Genomic DNA, 12509 nt, shown 5'->3' with positions numbered 1-12509 from the left:
CACGTCAATTATGACGCCATCCCCAATGTGGTGTACACTTATCCCGAAATCGCTTCGGTCGGTCAGACCGAGGAACAGCTCAAGGAAGCGGGCCGCAAATACAAGTCCGGCGCCTTCCCGTTCATGGCGAACTCGCGCGGCCGCACCAACCACACGACCGACGGCTTCGTGAAAATCCTGGCGGACGCCGAGACCGATGAAATCCTCGGCGCGCATATCGTCGGCCCGAACGCCGGCGAGTTGATCGCAGAACTGACTGTGGCCATGGAATTCCGGGCGGCGTCCGAAGACATCGCGCGCACCTGCCACGCCCACCCGACCCTGTCCGAAGCCGTGCGTCAGGCGGCCATGGGGGTCGAGGGCTGGACCATGCAGATGTAAGCCGTCCCAGACTGTCTTCGGGTGCGTTTGGGACTATGTCACGAAAATGTCTGACGACATTTGCGGGGCGGTGCGCCATAACGCGCCCGAACAGGTCTCGGGAGGTTTGCCGGTGACGATTTCGACTCAACAGCAGTCCAGTTCAACGCTGGAAATCCGCGGCCCACGCTTGCGGCTGGTGGCGATTGATGCGGAATTGGCCCGCCTGCAGGTGACCGATAAGGACGGCTTTTTCGCCGCTCTGGGCGCGCAGCGCGAACCCGCCTGGCCGCCGATCGCTGATGATGAGCCCAAGCTGGCGGACAAACTCGAGATTCTCAATCGCACCCCGGAAGAAGCCGGCTGGCGCGGCTGGGTCTTTCTGATGGGCTGGACGCCGGACGGCCTCGACCGTGCGGTGGGCGTGGGCGGGTTCCACGGCCCGCCTGATGAACAGGGCTGCGTTGAAATCGGCTATGCGATGCAGCCCAGCTTCCGCGAGCAGGGCCTCGCCACCGAAGCGGTGGAAGGCCTTGTGGGCTGGGCGTTCGACCATCCCGACGTCAGCTGTGTGCGCGCCCAGACCCTGCCGCACCTGACCGCTTCGATCCGGGTGCTTGAGAAAACAGGCTTCACCTTAGTTAGGAAATTGACCGACGAGAGCGGCGAAACCCTGTGCCTGTTTGAGCGCAAGCGCGACTAGCCGCTGCGCTTGCGGGCTCTGGGGTGGGTGGCGGCGTGGATCGTCATGAGCCGGCTTGATTCGATGTCGGCATAGACCTGGGTCGTGCTCAGCGAGGCGTGGCCGAGAAGATCCTGGATCGCCCGCAGATCGCCGCCATGCGCCAGAAGATGGGTTGCGAAGGCGTGCCGCAGGGCGTGCGGCGTGGCGCTGGCGGGCAATCCCAACCGGGATCTCAGCGTCTGCATCGCGGCCTGCATGGCGCGCGGCTGCAAGGCGCCGCCGCGGCTGGCCCGAAACAGGGGCTCATCGCGCTCGATCTGGTGGGGACAGGCGTCCACATACGCGCCCACCGCCTGACGCACCGCGGGCAGAACCGGGACGATCCGGCTTTTGCCGCCCTTGCCCGTCACGCGCAGCACATCGGGCAAGGGGTGGTCCCGGCCTGTCAGGGCCAGCGCTTCCGAGATGCGCAGTCCGCACCCATACAGCAGGCTAAGAACGGCGGCGTCACGCTGACCGATCCAGTCTTCAGTCGCGCCGAGCCGGGCTTCCTTCAGCAGGGATTTCGCCGCGCTTTCGCTGACCGGGCGCGGCTGGCGCCGGGGCGCCTTGGGCGACTCCACAAGACCGAGCGCAGGATTGTCCAGCCCCCAGCGGCGACGGCCATAACCGTAAAAGGTGCGTGCCGCGGACAGGCCGCGTTGCAGGGTGCGCGGACCGACCCCGTCCCGCCGCCGATCCGCCAGCCAGGCGCGCCAGTCGGCGCTGGTAAGCTGTGAGAGCGCCTTCAGGGTCAAAGCCCCGCCCAGATGCCCGGTCAGAAACTCAAACAGGCCTGTCAGGTCGCGGTTATAAGCCTCGACCGTGCGCGGACTCAGTCGCCGCTCGCCCTCAAGATGGGATAAAAAGGCGGTGAGGGCGGCGTCCGCGCCCAGATTCGGTTCGCCTAGCTGCGCAGCCATGGCGCGATCCGGCGTTCAAGCGCCCGGGCGAGGAAATGGATGAGGTCTGCGCCCTGATCCGCCGTGAAAGCCCGTGCATCCCGACTGGCCAGGCACAAGACGCCCGGATGGCCGCCGATTTCGATGCGGGCGATGGCTTCAGAGCGCATGTTCGGGCCGAGCGGGCCGTAGAGCGCATCGGCGAACCGCCCGTTCACAAGGCCCAGGCGTTCGCTGTCATCGCCCAGCAGCCCGTCCGCCAGCTCGGGCGAGCAGCCCAGAATCGCGTCTGCGTCTTTCAGCGGGGAATGACCTTCGAGAAACACTCTGACAGCGTCCACGCTCAAGGCGCCGGCGACGCGGCCCGCGAGCTTGTGATCAAGCGCGCTGAGGTCTTCGGCCTCCAGAATCGCCAGAACAGCGGCGTGGGTCTGGGCCTGGGCGGCCATATTGGCCTTGGCGAGCGCGATCAAAGCGTCGCTGGTGGCGCGCGCCTTGCGCAAATCCTTTTCCAGCTTTTTCTGACGGCGCTGGCCCAGATCGACAACACTGTCGCCTGAGTCTGCGGCGCGAATCGCGGCCATCAGCTCAGGATCCCCGGTGATCACTTCCGGACGCGCCCGCAAGGCGGTGCGCAGGGTTTCCAGATCCAGCGTGTCCAGGGCGCTCATCATTCGATCTCCATGCTGACCCGTCTTCAGTGCCAGAGCAGGCTTGTGAATGCGTTAACCCTGAGGCGTTCGGCCTGCGCTTTGTTAGACTGGGCCAGAATCAAACCTTGTGAGGATCAGCCTGCCGGTGAGCGACGCCGCCCCATCCCCGCAACGCGCCTCGGTCCTGTTTCCGATGCCTTTGCCTGAACCGTTTGACTATGCGGTGCCCGAAGGCGTGCGCGTGAAACCCGGCGATCATGTGCTGGCGCCGCTGGGCAAGCGCAGTGCGCCGGGCGTGGTGTGGGATGTAGGCCCTGATGACGGCAAGCGCACGCTGAAACCTCTCGATGATCTGCGCGGCGGTCCGCCTCTCAGCGCCTCCATGCGTGAGTTCATCGACTGGGCGGCGCGCTATCTGGTGGAGCCGCCCGGCGTCGTTTTGCGCGCGGTGCTCAGAAGCCCGGGCGCGCTCAAACCCTCACCCACTGAAACGCTCTATCATTCCACCGGCCAGACCCTCATTCGGCTGACCCCGGCTCGCCGCGCCGTTCTGGACGCTGTGCAGCAAGGCCCCGCCAGCGCCGCGGAGCTGGGTCGACGCGCGGGCGTGTCCGCCTCCGTGGTGAAAGGCCTCGCCGAAGCGGGCGCCTTACGCGCCGAAGAAGCGCCGGTTGATCCGCCGTTTGAGGCGCCCGATCCGTATAAGGAGGGCATCGAACTTAATCCGGTTCAGGCTGAGGCGGCTTCGATCTTGCGCCGTCTGGTGGCGGCGGGCGGATTTCAGGCGGCGCTGCTCGATGGCGTGACCGGCTCGGGCAAGACCGAGGTGTATTTCGAGGCCATCGCCGAGCTGATGCGGCGTGAGCCCGAGGCGCAAATTCTGGTGCTGCTGCCCGAGATCGCACTGACCCAGGCGGTGACCAAGCGCTTCAAGGACCGATTCGGGGTGGAGCCTGCGCTCTGGCACTCAGGGCTTGCGGACAAGGAGCGCCGCCGCACCTGGCGTGAAGTGGCGTCTGGCCGCGCAAAGATCGTCGCCGGAGCGCGCTCCTCAATCTTCCTGCCGTTCACCAATCTGCGCGGCGTGATCGTCGATGAAGAACACGATCCGACCTATAAGCAGGATGAAAACCTCACCTATAACGCCCGCGATCTGGCGGTGGCGCGCGCCAAGCTGCAGGGCGCGGTCTGCGTGCTCGCCAGCGCCACGCCCTCGCTTGAAAGCCTCGTGAACGCCGAGGCCGGGCGGTATGTGCATGTGGTGCTGCCCAGCCGGGCCGGCGGTGCGGTGCTGCCCGATATCGAGCTTCTGGACCTGCGTGAAAATCCGCCCGAGAAGGGCGAATGGCTGTCGCCGCCGCTGCACAAAGCCGTGGCTGAGACGCTCGCGCGTGGTGAGCAGGCCATGCTCTACCTCAACCGTCGCGGCTTCGCCCCGCTGGTTCTGTGCAAGGCCTGTGGGCACAAGATGAAAAGCCCGGAAGCGGATCGCTGGCTGGTGGAGCACCGCTATACCGGGCGGCTGGTCTGCCATGTCACCGGCTTTTCCATGCCCAAGCCCAAGGCCTGCCCGGAATGCGGTGAGCCTGATTCGCTGATCGGCGTGGGGCCGGGCGTCGAGCGCGTGGCCGAAGAAGCGCGTCAGCGATTCCCCGAAGCGCGGGTGGAGGTGTTTTCCTCCGACACCGCCCAGAACGGCGATGATGTGCGCTCCATCGTCCAGCGCATGGAAGATGGTGAGATCGACATTCTGGTCGGCACCCAGATCGCCGCAAAAGGTCATAACTTCCCCCATCTGACGCTGGTGGGCGTGGTGGACGCTGATCTGGGGCTGGCGGGCGGGGATTTGCGCGCCGGTGAACGCACCTATCAGACCTTGGTGCAGGCGGCGGGGCGCGCCGGACGGGCAGACCGACCGGGCCGGGCGATCCTGCAGACCTGGAACCCTGAACACGAAGCGCTGCAGGCGCTGGCGAATGGCGACCGGGACGGTTTCCTCGCCGCCGAACGCATGATGCGCGAAATGCTGGGCCTGCCGCCCTTTGGCCGCCTCGCGGCGCTGATCGTGTCTGGTCCCGACCCGGTGCAGCTTGATGAAGCTTGCCAGTTGATCGCCCGCGCCGCGCCGGTGTCTGACGGGGTGCAGGTGTTCGGCCCCGCCGAAGCGCCCCTGGGCGTGGTGCGCGGGCGCTGGCGGCGGCGGTTTCTGGTGCAGGCGCCGCGGAATGTGGACGTCTCCGCCTTCATGCGCGCCTGGATGGGCCGTATAAAGCCGCCGTCTGCGGTCAGAGTCGTGCTCGATATCGAGCCCTATTCGTTTCTTTAACGCGTTTATGGGCGCCTCGAGTCATGAACCGGTGTTGCCGGGCGCGCACCCCTGTGCTAGTTCGGCGCCGGGCTGTGAGACATGCGTGGCGTTAACTCTCGTGTGTCTGACAAGAAGCCAAGTTCCTTCAAGCGTTTGGGCAATGCCGCACTGGTGGGGTCTGGACGCACATCACGAGAAGAAAGCGGCGCAGAACGGTGACCACCGTCGATAATGCGATCATGAGCGAGGCTGGCGAGCGCTATGCGCGCGCCTTGTTCGACCTGGCCGAAGAGGCGGGCGTGCAAGAAGCTGTCGAGACCGATGTGGACGCGCTTGGCGCGGTGCTGTCGGAGTCGGCTGATCTTCGCGACGCCCTGAACAGCCCGCTGTACGGCGCGGCTGAAAAAGCAGCTGTGCTCTCTGCTCTGGCTGAAAAGCTGGGTGCCCAGGACCTGACCAAGAAATTCATCGCCGTCACGGCCGGTAATGGCCGTGCGGGCGATATCAAAGACATGCTGCGCGCCTTCAAGGTGCTTGCGGCGCGTAAACGCGGGGCGACTTCGGCTGAAGTCACCACCGCTGATGAGCTGACCGCAACGCAGCTGAAAGAACTGACCGCGGCCTTAAAAACCGCATTGGGCCAGGATGTGGACATTCGCACAGACGTGCGGCCCGACATCCTGGGCGGACTGATCGTGAAGGTCGGTTCGCGCATGTTTGACTCCTCCCTCCGTACAAAGCTGGAGGGGCTGCGCAACACGATGAAAGAGGCGTAGGCCATGGATATCCGGGCGGCGGAAATCTCCGCGATCCTGAAAGAGCAGATCAAGAACTTCGGCGCAGAGGCTGACGTTTCCGACGTTGGTCAGGTGCTGAGCGTGGGCGACGGCATCGCTCGTGTTTACGGTCTTGACGAAGTGCAAGCCGGCGAACTCGTGGAGTTCCCGGGCGGCGTGAAGGGCATGGCCCTGAACCTCGAGCGCGATAATGTCGGCTGCGTGATCTTCGGCGACGACCGGGGCATCAAGGAAGGCGACACCGTCAAGCGTCTGGGCTCCATCGTGGACACCCCGGTCGGCAAAGGCCTTCTGGGCCGCGTCGTGAACGCGCTGGGCGAGCCGATTGACGGCAAGGGCCCGATCGACGCCGCCGAGCGCCGCATCGTCGACGTGAAAGCGCCGGGCATCCTGCCGCGTAAATCGGTTCACGAACCGATGGCCACCGGCATCAAGGCGATCGACTCGATGATCCCGGTCGGCCGCGGCCAGCGCGAACTGATCATCGGCGACCGCCAGACCGGCAAGACCGCCATCGCCATCGACACCATCCTGAACCAGAAACAACTGAACCAGGGTGATGACGAGAGCCAGAAGCTGTACTGCGTCTATGTCGTGGTCGGCCAGAAGCGCTCCACCGTGGCCCAGGTTGTCAAGACGCTCGAGGAAAACGGCGCGATGGAATACTCCATCGTGGTGGCCGCGACCGCGTCCGACCCGGCGCCGATGCAGTTCCTGGCGCCGTTCACCGGCTGCGCCATGGGCGAATATTTCCGCGATAACGGCATGCACGGCCTGATCATCTATGATGACCTGTCCAAGCAGGCTGTAGCGTACCGCCAGATGTCGCTGCTGCTGCGCCGCCCGCCGGGCCGCGAAGCGTATCCGGGCGACGTGTTCTACCTGCACTCCCGTCTGCTGGAGCGCGCGGCGAAGCTCAACGAAAACCATGGCTCCGGCTCGCTGACGGCTCTGCCGATCATCGAAACCCAGGCCAATGACGTGTCCGCCTACATTCCGACCAACGTGATCTCGATCACCGACGGTCAGATCTTCCTGGAAACCGACCTGTTCTACCAGGGCATCCGCCCGGCTGTGAACGTGGGTCTGTCGGTGTCCCGCGTGGGCTCCGCCGCTCAGACCAAGGCCACCAAGGTCGCGGCCGGCAAGATCAAGGGCGAACTCGCTCAGTATCGCGAAATGGCGGCCTTCGCCCAGTTCGGTTCCGACCTGGACGCGGCCACCCAGCAACTGCTCGCCCGCGGCGCGCGCCTGACCGAGCTGCTCAAGCAGCCTCAGTTCAGCCCGCTGTCCATGGAAGAGCAGGCCTGCGTCATGTACGCCGGCACCCGCGGTTATCTGGACAAGATCGAAGTGTCCGCGATCGGTCGTTATGAAGAAGAGCTGCTGCGTCACCTGCACGCAGAGAAAGCCGATCTTCTGGCGGCGATCCGCGACACCAAAAAGCTGTCTGACGAGTCCGAAGCGGCGCTGAAAGCGACGCTGCAGACTTTCACGGCGAACTTCGCATAAGGGCGGGCGCGCTTCGGCGCGCCCAACCTGTCCCACGTCCTGGAAGGTTTAATCTGACAGGACCACGCGTTTGGGCTGAGGACGAATAATGGCCAGCCTTAAAGAGCTGAAAAACCGGATCAACTCGGTCGAATCGACCAAGAAGATCACCAAGGCGATGCAAATGGTCGCCGCGGCCAAGCTGCGCAAGGCGCAGGAGGCGGCGGAAGCTGCACGTCCGTACGCCGAGCGTATGGCGGCGGTGATGGCCAATCTGTCATCGGCCATGGAAGGCCCGGACGCGCCGCGTCTGCTGGTCGGCACGGGCAAGGACGATGTCCATCTGCTCGTCGTCGCCTCGGCGGACCGCGGCCTGTGCGGCGGCTTCAACACCAATATTGCGCGCCTGGCGCGTGAGCGCATTTCGGCGCTGATCAGCGCAGGCAAGACGGTCAAGGTTCTGACCGTCGGCAAGAAGGGCTATGAAGCCCTCAAGCGCCTGCACGCCGACAAGATCGTTGATCGCATCGAACTCAAGGATGTGAAGAAGATCGACGGGTCCACGGCGGCGATGGTCGGCGACAAGATCCGCAGCCTGTTCGAGGCGGGCGAGTTTGATGTCTGTGAAGTCATCAGCTCGGAATTCGTCTCCGTGATCAGCCAGAAGCCCCGCGCTCAGGTCCTGATCCCGGCGCGCGACGCCATTGACGACACTGTTGAACGTCCTGATCTCAAAGGCGCGATCTACAGCTATGAGCCCGACGAGGAGAGCATCCTCGAGGTTCTGCTGCCGCGTTATGTGGACACGGTCATTCTCTCGGCGCTGCTGGAAAACGCCGCGGGTGAAATGGGCGCCAAGATGGCGGCCATGGATTCTGCGACCCGCAACGCCGGCGAGCTGATCGACAAGCTTAATCTGCAATACAACCGCTCCCGCCAGGCGAAAATCACCAAGGAGTTGATCGAGATCATCTCCGGCGCCGAGGCGGTGTAGCGCACCACGGTTTAAACGACAGGCGACCGGGCGCGGCGCCTTGCAAGGTTTGGAAAAGAGGCTGAGACGATGAGCAAGCTCAAAGGCCGTATCGCGCAGGTGACCGGCGCCGTCGTGGACGTAGAGTTCGAAGGCGGTCTTCCGGAAATCCTGAACGCTCTGGAAACCAAAAATGGTGACCAGAAGCTGGTTCTGGAAGTGGCGGCCCATCTGGGCGAGAACGTGGTGCGTACGATCGCCATGGACGCCACCGAGGGTCTGAAGCGCGGTTCGGAAGTCACCGACACCGGCTCCCCGATCATGGTCCCGGTCGGTCCGGGCACGCTGGGCCGCATCATGAGCGTCACCGGTGAGCCGATCGACGAAGCCGGCGCTGTGGACGCCGCCATGATGGCGCCGATCCACCGTTCGGCTCCGGCGTTTGAAGAGCAGTCCACCGAGGCTGAAATCCTGCCGACCGGCATCAAGGTCGTCGACCTGCTGTGCCCCTACGCCAAGGGCGGCAAGATCGGCCTGTTCGGCGGCGCAGGCGTCGGCAAGACGGTGCTGATCCAGGAACTGATCAACAACATCGCCAAGCTGTTCGGCGGCTATTCCGTGTTCGCCGGCGTCGGCGAGCGGACCCGCGAAGGCAACGATCTGTATTACGAGATGATCGAATCCGGCGTGAACGTGGATCCGAAGGAAAACAACGGCTCTGCAGAAGGCTCGCGTTGCGCGCTGGTCTTCGGCCAGATGAACGAACCGCCGGGCGCACGTGCGCGCGTGGCGCTGTCCGGCCTCGCTCAGGCGGAATATTTCCGCGATGAGGAAGGCAAGGACGTGCTGTTCTTCGTGGACAACATCTTCCGCTTCACCCAGGCCGGCGCTGAAGTGTCCGCGCTGCTGGGCCGCATCCCGTCCGCCGTGGGCTATCAGCCGACCCTGTCCACCGACATGGGCGCGCTGCAGGAACGCATCACCTCCACCAAGAAGGGGTCCATCACCTCGGTGCAGGCTGTGTACGTGCCGGCCGATGACCTGACTGACCCGGCTCCGGCCACCACCTTCGCCCACCTGGACGCGACCACGGTTCTGAACCGCTCGATCGCCGAAAAGGGCATCTACCCGGCTGTGGACCCGCTGGACTCCACCTCGCGGATCCTCGAGCCGCGCATCGTCGGCGAAGAGCACTATCAGACCGCCCGTCGCGTGCAGGAAATCCTGCAGCGCTACAAGGCTCTGCAAGACATCATCGCCATCCTGGGCATGGACGAGCTGTCTGAAGAGGACAAGCTGGTCGTGGCGCGCGCGCGTAAGATCGAGCGCTTCCTGTCCCAGCCGTTCGACGTGGCTGAAGTCTTCACCGGCTCCCCGGGCATCCAGGTGCCGATCGAAGACACCGTCAAAGGCTTCAAAGGCCTGTGCGACGGCGATTACGATCACCTGCCGGAACCGGCCTTCTACATGGTCGGCACCATCGAAGACGCCGTCAAAAAGGCCGAGAAACTGGCCGCTGACGCCGCGTAAGACTGTTCAGCTGGCGCGTCCTTGTGGATGCGCCAGCGACCAGCTCGCTTTCGGGCGAGCGTATTTGACGCAAGGATCGGCCCATGGCTGACAAGCTGCACTTTGACCTGGTGTCCCCTGAACGCCGCGTGTTCGCGGGCGAGGTGGACATGGTCGTGGTTCCGGGAACCGAAGGCGACTTTGGCGTGCTGGCGAACCACGCGCCCTTCATGTCGACCATCCGCACCGGCGCGATCGCGGTTCATTCCGGGTCTGACGTCACTCGCACCTTCATCCGCGGCGGTTTTGCGGAAGTCACCGCGAACGGCCTGACCATTCTGGCTGAAGAAGCGATTGATCTGGCGGATGTGGATGCGGACGCGGTCTCCAAATCGCTGACCGAAGCGCGGGAAGATCTGGGCCAGGCACGCAATGACGAAGAGCGTCACGAGGCTGAAGCCCGCATCGAGAAGTTCCAGGCGTTGCTGAGCGAGCTGTCTCACTAAAGAGTGAAGCCTAAGTCATTATAGGCTTTGGGGAACCCTGTGCACACTGTGCGCAGGGTTTTTTCTTTTTGAGGACTGATGATGACGCGTTCTGCTTGCCTGTCTTTCGCCGCACTGGCGCTCACTGCGTTCAGCGCGCCGGCCTGGGCGACCCAGGATGCAGCCCCGAAGGCATTGGCCAACCAGATGATCGCGTTGTGTGAGACCGCGTTGGGACCTCAGGGTCTTGAGGGCGCCGCTGAAGAGATCGGCGTGACGCTGGCGGACTTTGATTTCCCAGTAGACGAGCGGGACATCACGGTGTCCGAACAAGCCTTGGTCCTACCTCACGCAGAGGGCCTGTCTCTCTGGACGGGCCGGCGTGATGGCGAGACGGTCTGCGTCATGGGCGCCTGGAACGACAATCTGCGCGTGGTGCGAGAGGCAGAGGCGCGCTTGCGGGCCGAGGGCCGCACTGTGGTCCACAACACCGTCAACGTCTCCTTCGGGCTGTTCCGGCGCGGGAATTCCGTGCGTGTCGTGGAGCTGGCGGCGGAGCGCTAGGCGCTGAATGCGGCGAACGCGTCCGCCACACGCTCATAGACGTCCCGTTTCCAGGGTATGATCAGCTGAGGCGTGGTTTCGAGCGAAACCCAGCGAAACTCGGAGAACTCCTGCGGCGGCACGGCCGTAAGATCAAACTCGGCGTCCGTTCCCAGATAGCGATAGGCGAACCAGCGCTGTTTCTGACCCCGCCAGCGGTTCTTTTTGCGCTGCGCCAGAACCTCGGGCGGGAAGTCATAGGTGAGCCAGTCATCGATGCCGCCCAGCGGCTCTATGAGGTCGGTGGTGACGCCGGTCTCTTCATAGAGCTCGCGCAAGCCCGCTTCTTCAGGCGTCTCGCCTTCATCCATGCCGCCTTGGGGAAACTGCCAGCACCAGGGCTCGTCTGCGCCATAGCGCTTGCCCAGCCAGACCTTGCCCTCAGCATTGAACAGGACGAGGCCCACATTGGGGCGGTGCTCGGGATAAGCGGCGCTCATGATCAGTGCGTGTCCCCGTGCGGGTCTGCATGATCGGTCGCCGCGCCGTGGGCTTCGGTGGGAGCCGGGCTGCTGGCCTCGACCGGATTGCGGATCTGCATCAGGAAGCTCGCCGGCGCCAGCTGATAGCCGCGGCCTTCAAGCCCCTCGGCCCAGGCCGCCACCGTGTCCACTGTGGCGGGATAGGCGAAGCCTGACCCAAGGGCGGTCCCGTTTTGCAGGGCGAGCGCTTCAAGCTCCAGAAGGCGTCCGTCTATGGCGCGCGGGGTCGGGTCTGAGTCCACCACCCGGTCCGCAAGGGTCAGACGCGCTCGAGCTAGCTGGCCCGCCTGGTTCAGGATGGCGCGGCGTCCTGCGCCGTCATGGAAAATGCTGAGGCCTCGGTCTTCCAGCGCTGTGAAGACCTCTGTCAGAGGCCCTTCTGCGGCCCCGAGACGCGCGCCGAGATAATTGGCGACACCCACATAACCCGCCGTGCGAGACAAGAGCCAGGTCAGGCGGCGGGAATTCTCTGTGGGGCTCGCCTCCACCAACAGCGTGTGGGGGCCGGGATCGTTATTGGGATAGTCGAACGGCTCCATGGGCAGTTCGAGCAACACTTCATGACCATCGGCGCGGGCGCGATTGATCCAGGTTTGAAGATTGTCGGCATAGGGCGCGAAGCTGAGCGTCACCTCGGCGGGCAGCTCCTCGATAGCGCGCGCGGTCAGGTTTTCAGACAGGCCCAGCCCGCCCACGATGATCGAGACCGTGGGAATGTCTGCTGCGCCGTCAAAATCCATGGCGTAGGCCTGATCTGGGCGAACGCCGCTGGCGCTGATGACCGGCAGGGGACCGCCTGGGCCGTTCTCATAGAAACCTTCAAGCGGAGCCGGGGGCGCAACGGGCTCGGCAGGGCGGGACGCGTTGGCGGACTCTTGCGTGCTCAGGGCGTCCGCGGTGTCTCGCACGCCTGGCAGGCTGACGTCTTCAGTCTGGGCGTTGCTGAAGGGGACAGGACCATCCCCATGCCCGCCTTCAATTTCGGCAGACGCCAGAACAGCAGGTTGTCCGTTGATGTCGGTGCTGGCGCTGACGGTCGGGGCGGGGCCGCCGGCCAGCCAGGTCAGGGCGGCGACGCCTGCGATCAGCGCAGCCGCAACCCCGAGCCCCGCCAGGAGCGGGGCTTTGAGAGGAAAGCGATCAGATTGCAGTCGGGCCATATGCGCGTGCCGCTTGCTCAACGCCGGTACGGGGCGATTCGCCCCGACCCTGCGTGAGGTTG

The 12509-nt window shown here is 64.6% G+C and carries 12 protein-coding genes and 1 pseudogene; 9 read left to right on the top strand and 4 right to left on the bottom strand.

What is annotated here, in order from left to right; translation table 11 throughout:
* Together B3M53_RS10915 and B3M53_RS10910 are read left to right on the top strand one after the other, a co-directional pair.
* A pseudogene (locus tag B3M53_RS10915) lies at positions 1 to 381 on the top strand (dihydrolipoyl dehydrogenase); the annotation flags it as partial.
* A 46-nt stretch (positions 382 to 427) separates the two neighbouring features.
* Positions 428 to 1063: a GNAT family N-acetyltransferase gene (locus B3M53_RS10910; RefSeq protein WP_273020259.1), complete on the top strand. Its 636-nt coding sequence runs from the start codon at positions 428 to 430 to the stop codon at positions 1061 to 1063.
* Here B3M53_RS10910 and B3M53_RS10905 read toward each other — a convergent pair.
* Positions 1060 to 2007: a tyrosine recombinase XerC gene (locus tag B3M53_RS10905; protein ID WP_022700634.1), complete on the bottom strand. Its 948-nt coding sequence runs from the start codon at positions 2005 to 2007 to the stop codon at positions 1060 to 1062. The genes B3M53_RS10910 and B3M53_RS10905 overlap by 4 nt on opposite strands.
* Positions 1992 to 2660 carry a DUF484 family protein gene (locus tag B3M53_RS10900; protein ID WP_022700633.1) on the bottom strand — a complete coding sequence of 223 codons (669 nt, stop codon included), beginning with the start codon at positions 2658 to 2660 and terminating at the stop codon, positions 1992 to 1994. Before B3M53_RS10900 ends, B3M53_RS10905 begins: the two co-directional genes overlap by 16 nt.
* A gap of 124 nt (positions 2661 to 2784) precedes the next feature.
* On the opposite strand from B3M53_RS10900, the gene B3M53_RS10895 reads away from it, so the two are divergent.
* From B3M53_RS10895 to B3M53_RS10865, 7 genes are all read left to right on the top strand, one after another.
* Positions 2785 to 4965 (top strand): primosomal protein N', encoded by a 2181-nt coding sequence (locus B3M53_RS10895; protein WP_273020258.1) that lies wholly within the window; start codon positions 2785 to 2787, stop codon positions 4963 to 4965.
* Between the two features lie 221 nt (positions 4966 to 5186).
* Entirely contained in the window at positions 5187 to 5723 is a 537-nt protein-coding gene (locus B3M53_RS10890) for a F0F1 ATP synthase subunit delta (protein WP_286800404.1), read from the top strand.
* 3 nt (positions 5724 to 5726) lie between these two features.
* Positions 5727 to 7256, top strand: a complete 1530-nt coding sequence (gene atpA, locus B3M53_RS10885) for a F0F1 ATP synthase subunit alpha (RefSeq protein WP_160092749.1) — start codon at positions 5727 to 5729, stop codon at positions 7254 to 7256.
* 88 nt (positions 7257 to 7344) lie between these two features.
* Positions 7345 to 8229, top strand: coding sequence for a F0F1 ATP synthase subunit gamma (locus B3M53_RS10880; protein ID WP_273020256.1), 885 nt, complete (start codon positions 7345 to 7347; stop codon positions 8227 to 8229).
* A gap of 69 nt (positions 8230 to 8298) precedes the next feature.
* Positions 8299 to 9738 carry a F0F1 ATP synthase subunit beta gene (atpD, locus tag B3M53_RS10875; protein ID WP_022700628.1) on the top strand — a complete coding sequence of 480 codons (1440 nt, stop codon included), beginning with the start codon at positions 8299 to 8301 and terminating at the stop codon, positions 9736 to 9738.
* Between the two features lie 83 nt (positions 9739 to 9821).
* Positions 9822 to 10223: a F0F1 ATP synthase subunit epsilon gene (locus B3M53_RS10870; protein WP_273020255.1), complete on the top strand. Its 402-nt coding sequence runs from the start codon at positions 9822 to 9824 to the stop codon at positions 10221 to 10223.
* Positions 10224 to 10304: 81 nt separating this feature from the next.
* The gene (locus B3M53_RS10865) at positions 10305 to 10766 is read left to right on the top strand and encodes a hypothetical protein (protein WP_273020254.1); all 462 of its coding nucleotides are present in this window, start codon (positions 10305 to 10307) and stop codon (positions 10764 to 10766) included.
* Here the strand turns inward: B3M53_RS10865 and B3M53_RS10860 are convergent.
* Positions 10763 to 11248: an RNA pyrophosphohydrolase gene (locus tag B3M53_RS10860; RefSeq protein WP_414690718.1), complete on the bottom strand. Its 486-nt coding sequence runs from the start codon at positions 11246 to 11248 to the stop codon at positions 10763 to 10765. The genes B3M53_RS10865 and B3M53_RS10860 overlap by 4 nt on opposite strands.
* A complete protein-coding gene (locus B3M53_RS10855; RefSeq protein WP_273020252.1) occupies positions 11248 to 12447 on the bottom strand; it encodes a divergent polysaccharide deacetylase family protein in 1200 nt (399 codons plus the stop codon). Before B3M53_RS10855 ends, B3M53_RS10860 begins: the two co-directional genes overlap by 1 nt.
* Between the last annotated feature and the right edge of the window lie 62 nt (positions 12448 to 12509).

This window comes from Oceanicaulis sp. UBA2681 (genome assembly GCF_002354675.1).
Taxonomy (GTDB): Bacteria; Pseudomonadota; Alphaproteobacteria; order Caulobacterales; family Maricaulaceae; genus Oceanicaulis; species Oceanicaulis alexandrii.
The sequence above is the reverse complement of the archived record's forward strand: the minus strand, read 5'-3'. Positions and strand labels throughout refer to the sequence as shown.